Annotated in this window: 17 protein-coding genes; 10 read left to right on the forward strand and 7 right to left on the reverse strand. The window is 65.1% G+C overall.

Going from position 1 to position 14854, the window contains the following annotated elements; translation table 11 throughout:
• Position 1: 1 nt before the first annotated feature.
• On the reverse strand, positions 2-1519 hold the full coding sequence (locus AC1D0O_RS21265; protein WP_477655482.1) for a ShlB/FhaC/HecB family hemolysin secretion/activation protein: 1518 nt from the start codon (positions 1517-1519) through the stop codon (positions 2-4).
• A 536-nt stretch (positions 1520-2055) separates the two neighbouring features.
• Between AC1D0O_RS21265 and AC1D0O_RS21270 the strand changes: the two genes are divergently transcribed.
• On the forward strand, positions 2056-2979 hold the full coding sequence (locus AC1D0O_RS21270) for a hypothetical protein (RefSeq protein ID WP_477655483.1): 924 nt from the start codon (positions 2056-2058) through the stop codon (positions 2977-2979).
• Between the two features lie 23 nt (positions 2980-3002).
• Here the strand turns inward: AC1D0O_RS21270 and AC1D0O_RS21275 are convergent, their stop codons facing one another.
• Complete coding sequence (locus tag AC1D0O_RS21275; protein WP_477655484.1) at positions 3003-3881, reverse strand: LysR family transcriptional regulator; 879 nt, start codon at positions 3879-3881, stop codon at positions 3003-3005.
• A gap of 110 nt (positions 3882-3991) precedes the next feature.
• Here AC1D0O_RS21275 and AC1D0O_RS21280 point away from each other — a divergent pair, with 110 nt between their 5' ends.
• The gene (locus AC1D0O_RS21280) at positions 3992-5008 is read left to right on the forward strand and encodes a zinc-dependent alcohol dehydrogenase family protein (RefSeq protein ID WP_477655485.1); all 1017 of its coding nucleotides are present in this window, start codon (positions 3992-3994) and stop codon (positions 5006-5008) included.
• Between the two features lie 315 nt (positions 5009-5323).
• On the opposite strand, the gene AC1D0O_RS21285 is transcribed toward AC1D0O_RS21280, so the two are convergent.
• A complete protein-coding gene (locus AC1D0O_RS21285; RefSeq protein WP_477655486.1) occupies positions 5324-6247 on the reverse strand; it encodes a LysR family transcriptional regulator in 924 nt (307 codons plus the stop codon).
• Between the two features lie 103 nt (positions 6248-6350).
• On the opposite strand from AC1D0O_RS21285, the gene AC1D0O_RS21290 reads away from it, so the two are divergent.
• The 6 genes from AC1D0O_RS21290 to AC1D0O_RS21315 all read left to right on the forward strand — a co-directional run bounded on the left by AC1D0O_RS21290 (position 6351) and on the right by AC1D0O_RS21315 (position 10920).
• Complete coding sequence (locus tag AC1D0O_RS21290; protein ID WP_477655487.1) at positions 6351-6731, forward strand: nuclear transport factor 2 family protein; 381 nt, start codon at positions 6351-6353, stop codon at positions 6729-6731.
• A gap of 15 nt (positions 6732-6746) precedes the next feature.
• A complete protein-coding gene (locus AC1D0O_RS21295) occupies positions 6747-7640 on the forward strand; it encodes an MBL fold metallo-hydrolase (RefSeq protein WP_477655488.1) in 894 nt (297 codons plus the stop codon).
• A 461-nt stretch (positions 7641-8101) separates the two neighbouring features.
• Complete coding sequence (locus AC1D0O_RS21300; protein WP_477655489.1) at positions 8102-8905, forward strand: MipA/OmpV family protein; 804 nt, start codon at positions 8102-8104, stop codon at positions 8903-8905.
• A gap of 32 nt (positions 8906-8937) precedes the next feature.
• On the forward strand, positions 8938-9645 hold the full coding sequence (locus AC1D0O_RS21305) for a response regulator transcription factor (protein ID WP_477655490.1): 708 nt from the start codon (positions 8938-8940) through the stop codon (positions 9643-9645).
• Positions 9646-9652: 7 nt separating this feature from the next.
• Positions 9653-10726, forward strand: coding sequence for a sensor histidine kinase (locus tag AC1D0O_RS21310; protein ID WP_477655491.1), 1074 nt, complete (start codon positions 9653-9655; stop codon positions 10724-10726).
• On the forward strand, positions 10723-10920 hold the full coding sequence (locus AC1D0O_RS21315) for an ATP-binding protein (RefSeq protein ID WP_477655492.1): 198 nt from the start codon (positions 10723-10725) through the stop codon (positions 10918-10920). Before AC1D0O_RS21310 ends, AC1D0O_RS21315 begins: the two co-directional genes overlap by 4 nt.
• Before the next feature lie 2 nt (positions 10921-10922).
• Here AC1D0O_RS21315 and AC1D0O_RS21320 read toward each other — a convergent pair whose 3' ends face one another.
• The 3 genes from AC1D0O_RS21320 to AC1D0O_RS21330 all read right to left on the reverse strand — a co-directional run bounded on the left by AC1D0O_RS21320 (position 10923) and on the right by AC1D0O_RS21330 (position 12887).
• Positions 10923-11921, reverse strand: coding sequence for an aldo/keto reductase (locus AC1D0O_RS21320; protein ID WP_477655493.1), 999 nt, complete (start codon positions 11919-11921; stop codon positions 10923-10925).
• A 47-nt stretch (positions 11922-11968) separates the two neighbouring features.
• Positions 11969-12364: a MerR family transcriptional regulator gene (locus AC1D0O_RS21325; RefSeq protein WP_477655494.1), complete on the reverse strand. Its 396-nt coding sequence runs from the start codon at positions 12362-12364 to the stop codon at positions 11969-11971.
• 85 nt (positions 12365-12449) lie between these two features.
• Entirely contained in the window at positions 12450-12887 is a 438-nt protein-coding gene (locus AC1D0O_RS21330; protein WP_477655495.1) for a universal stress protein, read from the reverse strand.
• A 172-nt stretch (positions 12888-13059) separates the two neighbouring features.
• On the opposite strand from AC1D0O_RS21330, the gene AC1D0O_RS21335 reads away from it, so the two are divergent.
• Together AC1D0O_RS21335 and AC1D0O_RS21340 are read left to right on the forward strand one after the other, a co-directional pair.
• Positions 13060-13311: a hypothetical protein gene (locus AC1D0O_RS21335; protein ID WP_436155460.1), complete on the forward strand. Its 252-nt coding sequence runs from the start codon at positions 13060-13062 to the stop codon at positions 13309-13311.
• 115 nt (positions 13312-13426) lie between these two features.
• Positions 13427-14017 (forward strand): DUF1439 domain-containing protein, encoded by a 591-nt coding sequence (locus AC1D0O_RS21340; protein ID WP_477655496.1) that lies wholly within the window; start codon positions 13427-13429, stop codon positions 14015-14017.
• Positions 14018-14114: 97 nt separating this feature from the next.
• Here the strand turns inward: AC1D0O_RS21340 and AC1D0O_RS21345 are convergent, their stop codons facing one another.
• Positions 14115-14846 carry a B3/B4 domain-containing protein gene (locus AC1D0O_RS21345; protein ID WP_477655497.1) on the reverse strand — a complete coding sequence of 244 codons (732 nt, stop codon included), beginning with the start codon at positions 14844-14846 and terminating at the stop codon, positions 14115-14117.
• Positions 14847-14854 lie beyond the last annotated feature (8 nt).

The following is a 14854-nucleotide window of genomic DNA, read 5'->3' on the forward strand; positions in this document are numbered from 1 at the left end:
GCTAGAACCACTTCTGCAGGGACAGCCAGAGCCGCGGCTTTTTGTCGGGCTCCATCGTCGGCACGGCGCTGCCGGTGCGCCAGGCAAGGTGGCTGCTGACCAGGTAATCGCCCACCGTGCCCGCAGACAGGCCGATACCGACGGAGCTGAGCGTCTGGGTGGCCGGGGTGGCCGGCGTGGCAAGTGGCGAACCTGAACGGTTGAACCTGACCTTGCCCCAGTCGTAGAACACGGAGCCGAAGAGCGGGATTTTGGTGCCCAGGTCGGGCAGCTGGTGGCGGTATTCGACAGTGACGATTGCGCCGTTGTCTCCGAGTGCCTCGCCGACGGGATAGCCGCGCACGCCGGTGGGGCCGCCCAGCGAGAACTTTTCCGCGGAGGTCAGGTTTTTGGAGGCGTATTGCCCCTGCACCGAGACATTGACACGCCCGGCTGCCGACACAAACATGGTGCGTTGCAGCTCGACGTTGACCTTGCTGAAGGACCCCGCGGTACGCAGGCCGAAGACGCTCTGGTCAAGCGCCTGGGTGGCCGCATCCATGCGGAGCGATCCGCGGGTGAGGCTCAATGCGTAGCTGCTGAATGCGTCGGAACCCATGTGGTCGATGAAGTTGCCCACGACGCCCAGCCGCACGTTATGGATACGCCTGTCGTTGGCGGTGGCGGGCGTGGTGGTGCGGTCGGCAAGGGTCTTGCGCTCGGCGGAAAGTTCGGCGTAGAGGTTGGCGGTGCGGGAGCGGATGATGGGCTGCGTGACCGAGAAGGCCAGCACGTCTACCTGGCCGCTGGCGCCGAGGGCGGCGAACTCCTTGCCCAGTGTGTATTCAGCGCGGGCCGCATTGACGCCCAGCCGGGTGGCGTAGCCGCCGACGGTGGTGCTGTAGCCGAGACGGTAGAGCTCCGAGCCGGAACGCTCGGAGACTTGCGCACGCGCCGACAGCACGTCGCCGCGGCCGGTGAGGTTGTTGACGCTGGCATCGACATAGCTGCGGATGCGCCCGGCGCTGCGTGCGCCCATGTTGTCCAGCCCAAGCACGGCGGCGAACTTCGGGCCTGCGGGCTTGACGCTGACGACGATGTCGGCCTCGCCCTCGGCGGCGCCCGGCTCAACCGTGGCGGTGGCTTCAATGCCCGCAAGGTCGCGCAGCAACAGAACGGGTTTTTCGAGCTGGTCGACGGTGATCAGGCTGCCCGGTACGAGCTGCGTCTGCACGATTTGCGTGGCCAGTGCTTCCGAAACGCCCGAGCCTTCCATGACGACCCGCGCCTTGCCCAGGCGGGCTTCCAGCACCTGGATCAGCACCGTGCCGCCGGACTCTGAAAACTTTTGCGCCGGCAGGTAGGCTTCCGTCAGCAGGTAGCCATGCTCACGGTAATACCGCCGAACCGCGGCCGCCGCTTCGAACAGGCCTTCCATGCCGGTCTGCTTGCCCACAAACGGGGCGACGATGCCGGCCAGCTGTGCCTCGTTGAAAACGGTGTTGCCCTGAAAGCGGAAGGCCGCGGGGGTGAGCTGCACGCTTCTGTCGAATCCCGTGGCGGCCGGCGCTTGGGGCACAGCTACCGGAGCAGTGCCCCCGGTGGCGGGAACGGTGGGAATCTGCCGGTTGGGCTCCAGCAAGGTCCCGGCGTCGGGGCGAATCTGTTGCGCAACGGCTGGCAGAACGTAGAGGGAAGAAACCAGAACAAACAGTGTTCTGTGGCTGGTTTTTGTGCTGCGCAACAACATTTTCTCTTTCGTACGGCGTGCCGTGGGATCAGAAGAAAGCACTACTCAATGGCTTTTGATGAGGGTTAAACCTTATCGAAACGTACTATATGTTTCAAAATGTATTTCAGCAATCCCATGATCGTGGGACATGCGCTTGGGCAAAACTGTGTCGAGTCACACTGATTTCTCCCCCTGAAACCACGACCGCCCGCCCCACGAAAACCTCGAAATTGCCCTCGCGCCAAGCCTTACTTCGGCCCCCATTATTTGTATCAATTTGTATCTTCAACCCAACACCCCGCTGTAATACATTCCATGGCTTCGCCCTACCGGACTGACTGCCCATGCGCCCGCTCTCCCTCTCTCCTTCTCAGCCGCTTTGCACCACGCTTGCCGCCTTCGCCCTCGGCTTGCTGCCGCTGGCCGGCGCCCAGGCCCTGACGGCGGCTGAGAAACCCTTTGTGGGCGGCTACACCCAGGGCTCGGTGGATTCGCGTGCGCAGCTGATGCTGCTGGACGACAACACCTTTTGCTTCAGCTTTATGGGCGGCTCGCTCGACATGCTGGCCGGCGGGCGCTGGAAGGCCGAAGGCAACGGTGTGCGCCTGGAGGAGGTACGGCTGAACGGTGCGGTCTTCCCCGTCTTACCCGTTCCCGGCCGGCCGGTGGGAAGCCAGAAAGAGGGCGTGGAGTTTGACTTCCATGGCCATTCGCTTTCGCGCGCGGTGTCGGTCGCGTTTGCCACGGGCAGCGACGAGGCCGTGCCCACCAGCCTGCGCCGGCTCTTCAAGGACGGCCACAACGGCTGGTCTTCAAGCTACAAGCTGCCGCCCCTGCCGGCGGCGCAGGTGCGCTACTTTTATATAGGCGACGCGGAGGTGGATGCCAACGGGGAGCCCAAGCGGATGCGCGTGGTGCAGTACCGGCGCGGTGATGCAAACACGCTGCGCGTGGGCTACAACCGGGCATTTGGCAGCCCGCCGCTAAGCCAGCTTGCCACGCTGAAAGACGACGAGGTACTGTATGTGGACGGCAGCCGCTTTGGCCCGCGCAAGGAGCTGCCGGAAAAAGCCCTGGAAAGAATACGCTCGGCCTGCATACGGCCCGCGCTGGCTGAGGCCAAACGCCCCAGCGAAGAAGAAGCCGCAGACATAGCGGCCGGACGCGCGACGTCCGTGAAACAGCCGCCGCTGGTACCGGTGAAAACCTTTTACCTGCCGCTGACGGCGATACAGGACGCGCCGTACTTTCCCGACGGGGACAAGTAGGCAGATAGACGGGTAAGCGGGCCCTACTTGAAGCGCTCCACCACAAAGTCCACAAAGCTGCGCAGCTTGGGCGAGCGGTACCTGTCGGGCAGGTAGAGCACGCTCATGGGCCGGGTGGCGAGTTGATGCTGCGGGAAGAGCTGCACCAGCCGGCCGGCGCGGACGTCGTCTTCGAGCAGGATGGCCGGCTGCAGCACGATGCCCATGCCCCGCAATGCCGCGACCCGCAGCGCCTGCCCCTGGTTGACCTGCAGGCGGCCCGACACGGGCACGCGGCAGATGTGCTCCTGGTCCTCCAGGCGCCAATGCGCCGCGGCGGAGGGCGAGAAAGACAGGCACTCATGCTGGCTCAGCTCGTCGGGCCTGGCCGGTGTGCCCCGGCGCGCCAGGTAGGCGGGCGACGCGCAGATCATCAGCCGGTAAGGCGCCAGCGGCCTGGCGATGAGGGCTGAATCGGGCACGGGGCCGACGCGGATGGCGGCCTCGAATCCCTCCTCGAGCAAGTCCGCCACGCGGTCGCTCAGCACCAGGTCGATGCTGACCTGCGGATAACGCTCCAGGTAGTCCGACAAGGCGGGCATCAAGGCTTCGGTGCCGAAGGACACGGGTGCGGTGATGCGCAGCTTGCCGGCCGGCGCGAGCTGCAGCTTCTGCGCCTGCTCGTCGGTTTCGGCGACCAGCCGCAGGATTTCCTTGCAGCGCTGGTAGTAGTCCTCGCCGAAAGGTGTGAGGTGCTGGCGCCGGGTGGTGCGGTTCAGCAGCTGCATACCCAGGCGTTTTTCAAGCGTGCGCAGATGGTTGCCGGCCATGGTGGCGGAAATGCCGCTGGCCGTGGCGGCGGCGCTAAGGCTGCCTTTCTCAACAGCGAGCACGTAGACCTTCATGCTGTCCAGCAAATCCATTCAACACTCCGGCTTTTAAATGAATCAATCGAATTGGCGTTTATCTCCGATTGATTCTAAATAACACTGGCTTTCTTCCTTTTTCCTTCATTCAAGAAACCACAAAGACCATGAAAGCCATCCAGCTCACCTCCCATTCCCTGAACGCCTTTCGCCAGGCCGAACTGCCCGACCCCCAGCCCGGCCACGGCGAAGTGCTGCTGCGCCTGCGTGCCGCGACGCTGAATTACGCGGACGTGGCGGTCGCGACCGGCGCCTTCCCGGGCGCGAGCTTCCCGATGATCCCGGTGGCCGACGGCGCGGGGGAAATCTTGGCCCTGGGCGAAGGTGTTGACGCCGCGTCCCTTGGCCTGGCGATCGGCGACCGCGTGGTGCCGCACTTCATGCCGGGCTGGCAGGACGGCGCGATGACACCGCGCAATGTGGCGGCGATGCGCGGCATCACCCTGCAGGGTTCGCTGGCCGACTATGTGGCCGTGCCGGCCGCCAGCCTGGTCGCCCTGCCCGCGCACCTGGATTTTGTGCAGGGTGCGGCGCTGCCCATCGCGGCCACCACGGCCTGGAACGCGGTGCGCTCGGCCTCGCTGCGGCCGGGGTCGGTGGTGCTGCTGCTGGGCACCGGCGGCGTGAGCATTTTTGCCCTGCAGTTCGCCAAGGCCTCGGGCGCGACGGTGATCATTGCCTCGTCGTCCGATGAAAAGCTGGAACGGGCACGCGGGCTGGGCGCGGACCATCTGATCAACTACCGCGCCACGCCGGCCTGGGACGCGCAGGTGCTCAAGCTGACCGACGGGCGCGGCGCGGACCTGGTGGTGGAAACGGTGGGCCAGGCCACCTTCACGCGGTCCATCAATGCAGCGGCCATGGGCGGCACGATTTTTACGGTCGGCCTTGTCAGCGGCACGGCGGCATCCATCGACCTGCTGCCCGTCATCGTGAAGGCCTTGCGCATCGTGGGCAACAGCACCGGCTCGGTGGCCGACCTGGCGCAGGCGGCGCGCGCCATCGCCGCGCACCGCATCGTGCCGGTGATAGACCGCGTGTTCGGCATCGCCGACACGGCCGCGGCCTATGCCGAACTCAGTGCCGGCGGCCGGCACTTCGGCAAGATCGCGATTGCGCATTGAGGCCGGCGGGCCCACATCAAGCGCCGTCGGCCCCCATCCCAACCTTCCCCCAGCGGGGGAAGGAGCAAAACCAAGGGGACACGGYTGMAGCGCGCYGCTTCTTTTCTTACACCCTCCCCCGCTGGGGGAGGGCGGGGTGGGGGCTAGCGGCCTTCAAAACACATGCGGCGAACAGCCTGCCGGCTTTACGCATTCACCGTGCTCAAAAAAGACGCGGGGTAGCGCGGGCCGGCGGCGGCGTCGGGCGGGAAGGCCTTGTCCAGCTCTGCCAACCCGGCGGGGCTCGGCACCATGTCCAAGGCTGCGATGTTCTGGTCAAGCTGGTTGCGGCCCAGGCATCATGCCGGCAACAAAGTCAATGAATGCTCTTACCTTGGCCGGAACGTGGTTCCGGCTGGGGTAGTAGATGTAAAGGGGGAAGGTCTCGCCAGGCCAGTCCGTCAGGACCGGCTCCAGTGTGCCCGCACGCAGGTGCGTGTCGATTCCGAGGTCGATGACCTGGGCGATCCCGTAGCCCGCGAGGCAGGYCCCAATTTTGGTTCCGGCATCCGTGACGGTCAGGTTCCCGCTAACGGCCACCTTGACCTTCTCATCGCCGCGCCAGAACTCCCAGTCGAAGGGCTTGCCGGTAGCCGGGTCGATGGCCTGGATGCATTCATGGCCGTCATCGACCAGGTCATTCGGCGACTTCGGCCGGCCGCGTTGATCCAGGTAGGACGGCGCGGCGACCGTCAGGACGCGCGGACTGTAGAGCCTGCGACAGACCAGGCTTGAAACGGATGGCGGCCCAAACCGTATCGCGAGATCAAATCCGTCGCTCACCAGGTCCGAGAGGTCGTTTCGGGTTTCGAGCTTCAATTGAAGAGCCGGGTGGTCCTTCAGGAACTGGGCCAGCTCGGGTGCCAGCACAAGGCGGGCGAACGCAGCATCGCAGGCCACACGGAGTGTTCCGTTGACGGCCGAGGTCTGGTCCGAGGCCCCAACAGCCGCCTCTTCAATCCCCTGGAGTAGCGGCAGCACCTTTGACAGCAAGGCATGCCCGGCGTCCGTCACTTCAACGTGCCGGCTGGTGCGCTGCAAAAGCTTGGCGCTCAGGCGGTCTTCCAGTCGTTGGACAGCACGACTCACCGCGGGCTGGGTCTTGCCCAGACGGGATGCGGCACGGCCAAAGCTTTTGGATTCGGCTACGGCAGCAAGGGCAAGCAAGCCGCTCACCAATCCTCCATCGAGGTCTTCCATGATCTATGTGTTCCTGTAATGGCAGCGATAAGCGATTCGCAGTAGCCGGCGACGGGGGAATTCTTCACTATACGGGTCTTTCAATGATGGAAGAAAGCCAGCAATGACCATGACCCAGACCCACGCCATCGTCGCTTTGATGGAGGACTATTTCAATTTGGCTTATGAGCCGAAGAGCCGCGACTTCAACAAGGTCTTTCACCCGAGCTGTCTTGTCCAGTGGCTTCATGAAGGCCAGCTGAAAACCCTGTCGTCGCCGGACTATGCGGCGCTCATCCACGGGAGGCCGAGTCCCCAATCCACCGGCGCGCCCAGGGATGAGGCGATCCTCTCCATGGAGAACATCTCGGACAGCCTTTCAACGGCAACGGTGAGGGTGCGGATTGGAAAGACACTGTTCAATGATCACTTCGTCCTGCACAAGGTGGAGGGCCGCTGGCTGATAAGCACCAAAGCGTCCTTCATCGCGCGTACGTTCGACTGAAGCGCGGAGCTGCGGATGCGCAAGGCCAGGGAAGACAGCGCGATGGATGGCACACCTTCGCCGGGTGGAGAGGCAGGCTTTGCCGGAAATGCCGGCAGGCCCCAGCGGACCGGGGCGGGACGGAACTTCGTCAAGTTCGCCCTGGGAAAGACGACAGTCATCGCTCTGCGGGACGGCTACGTGGACATGCCCACCACACGCCTGCGCAAGCCTGGCGGGCAGCCGTTCCAGGGAGACCTGCCGCCATCGATTCCGCTGGTGGACGGAAAGCTTCGGCTGTCCGTGAATGCCTTCCTCATCATCGACGGCGAAAACCACATCCTGATCGACACCGGTGCGGCGGACTCCTGGGAGCCGACGATGGGCAGGCTGCTCCAGTCCATGCAAGAGGCGGGCGTTGACCCCAGCCTGGTGGACACCGTGGCGATCACCCATACACACGAAGACCACGTGAACGGCCTGGTGGCGGCCGACGGCTCGAACGCCTTCCCCAAGCTCAAGCGGCTGTTGATCCCCTCGCAGGCGATACCCCTCTTCGACGGGATAGACCGGCTTGCGCGGTTCCGGAACCTGCGCATCGCCATCGGCGATGGATTCAGGATTGGACGATCGGTGACGGCGGTGAGCGCCTTGGGCCACGAGCTCGGGCACACGGCCTATGAGCTGAAAAGCGGCGGCAGCACTTTGCTGGTTTGGGGAGATACCGTCCACGTGCCTGCGGCGCAGTTCGACCGGCCCGAGTTGGCCTGGGAGTTTGATGCCGACCAGGACAAGGCGCGCGCATCCAGGTTGCGCCTCTTGCAGCGTTCGGACAAGCCCGGCCACTTCATCGCCGGCGCCCACCTGGAGTTCCCAGGCATCGGATACGTCACAAGGCAAGCCGGCGGGTATCGGTTCACTCCCGTTTGATGAACCAATGCCTGCGGGCCGGTTCTGTTGTCACGAACCTGGCTGGGCACTGTTGCGCGCGGCCGCCTTCATCGCTTGCGCCCGCGCATCACGCCGGGCTTGCCGGCCCATGCGCCCAGAAAAAACATCGAAAAAAGCGGTAGCGCGGCCGCGGCGGAAGCCTTCTGTCCGGGCGGGCACGGGCTTTCGGCGCGGGCAAGGGCTGCGGGCTTCGCGGCCGGAGAAGAGGCGGTAGAAGGGCGGGCTTGGCGTTTGGTCATCCTGGTGTGTCCGGTTTCAAAAAGGGAAGGGAGAAGGGAAAGCAAAGGCGCTGATGGTGGGCGCTGGCTGTCGCCGCGATGTCGCGAGGCGTGTTTCGCCGCCGCGACATCTCCGCGACAGCGGCGCGGCACAGTGCGTCCAGCCTGGCGGTCCGCCGGCGCCTTTTTTTTCCCAAAAACCGTCCAAGAGGAAATATCTCTATGAAGCGCAAATCTGTTGTTGTTCCCGCCGCTGTGGTGTTGCTGTCGGCGCTCATGGGCGCTACGGGCGCTTATGCGCAGCCCCAGCCCGAACCCGGGGCTTCACCCTGGGGCCTGGGCCTGGGTGTGGCGGCCCGAACCGACATCTACGCGGGGGAAAGCGCGAAGCTGCGCGCGGTGCCGCTGATCAGCTACCAGGGCGAGAAGTTCTTCTGGCGCGGCATCAGCGGGGGTTACCACATCCTCAGCCGCGACGGTTTCACATTCGATGCCACGCTGGGCGCCCGGCTGGCCGGCATCAAGAAAGAGGATTTCGGCGTGGCCGAACTCGCGGCCCGGGGCATCAACCGCAACCTGCTGGAAGACCGGGACGGCGGCCTGGACCTGGGGATTGCCGGGTCCTTCAAGGGCCAGATGGGCGTGGTGGAACTGGCGCTGAAGGCCGATGTGTCGGGCGCGAGCAAAGGCTACGAAGCCTCGGCCAAATACGGCTATCCGCTGCAGTGGGGATCGACCACGATCACGCCCAACATCGCGGTCAGCCATTACTCGGCCAAGCTGGCCAACTACTACTACGGCACGCACGATGCGGAAGTTGCACGCGGTGTGGTGAACTACAAGCCGGGCAGCGCGGTGATTCCGCGTGTCGGTGTTGAGGTGATGCGGCCCTTCGCCGACAAGTGGATTCTGGCGGGCGGCCTGTCTTACAGCGCGCTGCCCAGCAAAATCCGCAACAGCCCCTTGGTGGACAGGGGCGCAAATGGGGTAACTTCGGTTTTTGTCGGGGTTTCGAGGAAATTCTGACGCCCGCCGCGCCACCGCGCGAAAGAACCAAGATGGACATGATTGAAGGCCCTTTGAGCATCCTGATCGTCGAGGACAACGCGCCCATGGCGGCGAACATCTACGACTACCTGGAAGCCTGCGGCCACAAGCCCGACGCGGCGCCCGACGGCAAATCGGGCCTGGGCATGGTGCAGGCGAATCATTACGACGCGATCGTGCTGGACTGGATGATGCCGCGCATGGACGGCCTGACGATGCTCACGCAGCTGCGGGACGAACTCAAGTCCAGGACGCCGGTGATCATGCTGACGGCCAAGGACCAACTGGGCAGCAAGCTGCAGGGTTTTGAAGCCGGCGCCGACGACTACCTCGTCAAGCCCATCGCGCTGCCGGAACTGGAAATGCGGCTGCGCGTGCTGGTGACGCGCAGCCATGCGGCGCAAGCCCCGGGGCAGGTGCTGGAAGTCGGCGACTTGCGCTTCAACCTGCAGTCGCTGGTCGTGACCCGGGGAGACCGCGAGCTGTCGCTGTCGCCGATCAAGCGGCAGATACTGGAGGTGCTGATGCGGCGCTCGCCGCACATCGTGAGCCGCGAACACCTGGAGTCGCAGATCTGGGGCGAACGAACGCTGGACAAGGACATCCTGAGGTCGCACATGCACCTGCTGCGCAAAGAGGTCGACGGCGAAGGCGCGCCAAAAATCCTGCGTACCGTGCTCGGGCAGGGCTACAGCTTGCGGATGCAGGATGGTGAATAAACCACGCATGTTCGACCTGCACTGGCGCATCAGCGCGCTGTTCGTCGCGTTCGGTGTGCTGCTGGCTTTGGGCGTCACTGTGTCGGTCGGCTTCGGCCAGGTGATGATCACGCACCCGGTGTGGGAGCAGATACTGCGGTCGACCACCCAGCACTACATCGCCGGCAGCACGGGCAACACGCCCGTGCCCTTGCCGACACAGGGCGCCTACAAGGGATGGCACCTCAAGAACGGCACGGCCTTGCCCGCCGGCATGCCGCCCTACCTGGCCACGCTGCCCGCCGGGTTCTACAGCGAACAGGACCTGGACCGGTTTGACGAGCACGACTACGCGGCCCTGGTCACGCCGGTCGCGGACGGCCGCGTGGTCACCGTCATCGACATGACCGACATCGAGCAGCTGCAGAACAAGGTCGGCATCGGGGGCTTGGTCTTTGTGCTGGTCAACCTGGCACTGGTGGGCGCCACGCTGCTCTGGCTTCACGGCAGCCTGCGCAAGCCGGCCAGGGCGCTGGCGCAGCGCATGGAAGCGCTGGACCCGGAGCAGCCCTCGCAGCGGCTGTCGGTCGATTACCCGCAGGCGGAGCTGCACGACATCGCGGTGCAGGCGAATCGCCACCTGGAAAGGGTGGAGCGCTTCATCGAGCGGGAACGCAGCCTGCTGGACCAGGCCAGCCATGAGTTCCGCACGCCGGTCGCGGTGATCAGCGGCGCGGTGGACGTGCTGGCGAAGCAGGCCCTGCCCGCGCAGGCCAAGGGCCCGCTGGAGCGGATTCGCGGCACGGTCGACAACCTGACCGAAACCATGGCCGCCCTGCTCTACCTGTCGCGCGAGCCGGATGGCCATGCGAGGACGGAAAGGACCCGGGTCGACCTGATCCTGCAGGAGCTGATGCAGGACCATGAACACCTGCTGGCCTTCAAGCCCGCGCGCTTTGTGCTGGTGGAGTGCGTGGGCCTTTCCGTCGATGCGCCGGAAGCGATGCTCAGGATCGTCATTGCCAACCTTCTGAGGACGCCGCCGAAAACACACAGAAGGGGGAAGTCACGGTCAGCCTCACCGCGCACAGGCTGCGGGTGACCGACTCCGGCGAAGGCTTCGACGCGGTGGAGGCCGCGCGCAGCTACAGCGCGGCCTTGCAGACGTCGATGAAGCCCGGCGGAGGCCGGGGGCTGGGGCTGTTTTTGACGAAGCGGATTTGCGAGCGCTTCAAATGGTCGCTCGCGATTTCGTCGGCGGTGGCCAAAGGCTCGGTGGTGGATATCCGCTTCTAGTTTCAGGGATTCACCATGCTCAAATAAGACGCCGGGTAGCGCGGGCCGGCGGCGGCGTCGGGCGGGAAGGCCTTGTCCAGCTGGGCCAGCTCGGCCGGGCTGAGCACCACATCCAGCGCGCCGATGTTCTGGTCCAGATACGTGCGGCGCTTGGTGCCGGGAATCGGGATGATGACTTCGCCCTGGGCCAGCACCCAGGCCAGTGCCACTTGCGATGCGGTGACGCCTTTGGCCGCGGCCAGGTCCTTGACAGTATCCACCAGGGCCAGGTTGCGCTGGAAGTTCTCTTCGGCAAAACGCGGCGAAGATGTGCGGCGGTAGTCGTCGGCGGGCAGGTCTTCGGGTTTGCTGAAAGTGCCGGTCAGGAAGCCGCGGCCCAGCGGCGAATAGGGGACAAGGGCCACGCCGTGCTCGCGGCAGGCGGCCAGGGCGCCGTTGGATTCCGGGTCGCGCGTCCACAGCGAATATTCACTCTGCAGCGCGGCGATGGGATGCACCTTGCAGGCGCGCGCGAGGGTGGCGGCCGAGGCTTCGGACAAACCGAGCAAGCGTACCTTGCCGGCTTTCACCAGCTCGGCCATGGCGCCCACGGTGTCTTCAATGGGCACGGTCTTGTCGACGCGGTGCTGGTAATAAAGATCGATCTGCTCAATCCCCAAGCGCTTGAGGCTGGCATCGCAGCTGGCCTTGACGTACTCGGGCCGGCCGTTGACGCCGCGGGCGCCCTCGTTGTTCGGGTCGCGGGTGATGCCGAACTTGGTGGCGATGAACACGTCCTTGCGGCGGCCGGCGATGGCCTTGCCTATCAGCAGCTCGTTGGTGTAGGGGCCGTACATGTCGGCGGTGTCGAGGAAGTTGAGGCCCTGGTCCAGCGCATGGTGGAGGGTGGCGATGGATTCGGCATCGTCGCGGTTGGAATAAAACTCGCTCATGCCCATGCAGCCGAGGCCGATGGCGGAGACTTGCGGGCCGTTGCGGCCCAGGGTGCGGGTCTTGATCATGGTGTTTTCGTCCTTTGAAATGGAGGGTGAAGTGGTTCCAGAAGAATTCACGCACGCTTGGGTTCGGTGCGCATCTCTTCATAGAGGCGGATTTTTTTGCGGATGTAGGCCAGGGTTTCGCGCTGGGCGCGTATCTCGGCTTCCAGGCGCTCGGCATGCTCTTCAAGCAGGGCCTGGCGTTCGGCCACGCTGGCGGCGGCATTGCCCTGGCGCAGCAGCTGGGCGTAGCGCTGCATGTCACGCATGGACATGCCGGTGGCGCGCAGGCGCACCAGGAAATCCAGCCAGCGCATGTCGGCGTCGCTGTAGCGGCGCGCGCCGCTGCGCCGGCCTATGGGGGCGATAAGGCCGATCTGCTCGTAGTAGCGCAGGGTGTAGGCGCTAAGGCCGGAAGCTTCCGCGGCTTCGGCGATGCTTAAAGAGACAGTGATTGCTTGGGTCATGAGAGGACTTTAAAACTTCGAGCGCGCTCTAAGTCAAGCCCTGACCTCTCAAAAACCCTCCTGGCGTCGTTGCCTCGCCTTTGCCTTAGCGGGTGATCACCACCAGCACACTGCAGGGCGCCTGCGCGATCAGCGATTTGGAGACCGAGCCGCGCCACCAGCGGGCGGCCCAGCCTTCGAGGTGCTTGTGGCCGACCACGATCAGGTCGGCGTCTGTCTGCTTGGCGTAGCGGGCGATTTCATCGACGGTTTCGCCGTACAGCACTTCGCCGCTGGCCTCGTGGCCGGACTCGATGAGCCGGCGCAAGCCGTCGTTGAGGATGCCCCTGTACCTTTCCCTTTCCTGGTCGGCGATGCCTTGTTCGTAGATCACGCCTTCGGCGGCGACCACCTGCCGCTGCAGGGGCGTGACGGCGATCAGCGTCAAGGCGGCCCCGCTCCACTGCGCGATCTCGCGGCAGTCCAGCAGGGCTTTCTGGCCGGATTCGGAGCCGTCGTAAGCCAGCAAAATTCGCTTGTACATGGTGTGTCTCCCGAATAAGGTGACTGGGCGATTCCAGAATAGGCCCGCGGTGGGGGCCGGTCAAATGATCGCCCCTGCGCCAACGTGGTCGCCACCCTGGCGGCGAGGAAAGGCACAGGCGACAATCGGGGACTCGACCCGATTTCACAACGACTCCACAAAAAAGCAGCCCATGACCCAAGATCCCCAGCGCGAACAGGAACTCAAGAAGATGGAGCTGTGCGACTCCTGCGCGGGCATACAGCGCAACTGGCGCAAGGCGCCGGGCCACCCGGAGCTGGTGCAGGGCGACCCGCGCCATGAAACGCGGCGCCACGGCCTGGTCACCATCACGCGCTACAAATGCGACCGCTGCGGCACGGCCTGGGAATATGAGAACGACAAGACCAACCAGAAGGCCGGCTGGTCGGTGGTGGGGCGCTAAAGCGATCGATAAGCGGCGTTTGTTACGTTCGGGCGCGTGAACTTTACGCGCACTTCCATTTGATGGCGGCATTGGCTGACGCGGGAAACCAATCCCTCGGTGCAGCATCGAAGCCATGATGAACCCACACCCCTTGATGCAGCGACGGCGGCTGCTGGCCGCCTCCACCCACCTGGCCCTGGGCGGTGCAGCCTGGCTGGCGCTGTCTGGCGCGCAGGCCCAGCCCAGCTATACCGTCACCACCGCCCAGTTGCAGGATGCGATTGCCAAACGTTTCCCGCTGCGCAAACGCGCGCAGGGCATCATGGACCTCACGGTGCAGGCGCCGCGGCTGCGCATGCTGCCCGAACAGAACCGGCTGGGCGCCGTGATGGCGGTGGAAGCCGGCGGCCAGGCGCTGCGGCGCGCCTACCCCGGCACCTTCGACCTGGACTTCGCGCTGCGTTATGAGGCCGGCGACATGACGATACGCGCGCACGAGCTTCGCGTGAACGCACTGCAATTCGAGGGCCTGCCGCCCGAGGCCTCGATGCTGCTGGCCAGCTACGGTCCGCAGCTGGCGGAGCAGGCGCTGCAGGGCGCGGTGCTGCACACGCTCACGCCGCAAGACCTGGCGCTGCCCGACAGCATGGGCGTGCAGCCGGGCAGCATCACCGTGACGGCCAGGGGCCTGGTGATCGGCTTTGTGAACAAGCAGCAGCCTTGAGGCTGCGCTTTTCTCCTTCCCCCGCTGGGGGAAGGAAAGGGATGGGGGCYGSCGGCGCTTGAAATTTCGCTGAGCGTGTATCGAAGGCCGCTGGCCCCTACCCCAGCCCTCCCCCAGCGGGGGAGGGAGCCAAGAACTCAAAGCGCGGTGAGGCCCGGCTCAGCAGCTGGGTCCTCGGCTCCGTGGGCCAGGCGGCCGCCAGTTCATGGGCGAGGGTGCCGACCAACCGGCCCACGTCTTCCGCAGCCGACGCATGCAGGGCTTCGGCCACGATGAGCACGGCGCGCGTGCCGGTGCTGACGGCGGACAGGCCGCTTTGCCGGTGGGTCCAGCGGCGCGCATGGGCGTTGGGGGGGTCGGCGGCGTCGGCGAAGACCACTTCGCCGGGTTCCGGGTGCTCGATCTCTCCACCGAAGCTCAGGTAGTTCTCAGTGCCAGTGGCATGGCGCACCTCCAACTGTTGCGAGACTTTGGCGACGTCGAACACGGCAATCGGGATCGCGAAGGCGAGTGAGACGGCATTGCACAAATCCACCAGCGGATGCAGCGGTGGCAAGGCGTTTTCCTTGCGGAAGCGGCGCAGCAGCGACTCGGACGCGCAGCGGTATTGCGTGGGCTTGAGGCCCATTTTTGAGAACGTGCGGCGCCAGGCTTGCACCTCGGGGAACTCGCCTTCGCTGCCCTGGGCCAGGCGGGACGCGGCGATGGCGTTGAAGCGGGCGACTTGCGGGCCCACGTCGGCACTGGCGTTGATGCCCTCGGCATACAGCACACCGGGCACGAGTTCGGGATGCTCGGCCCACAAGGGTTCTGAATGGCGAAAGAACATGCGCGGCG

Source organism: Polaromonas sp. P1_F2, from assembly GCF_056405735.1.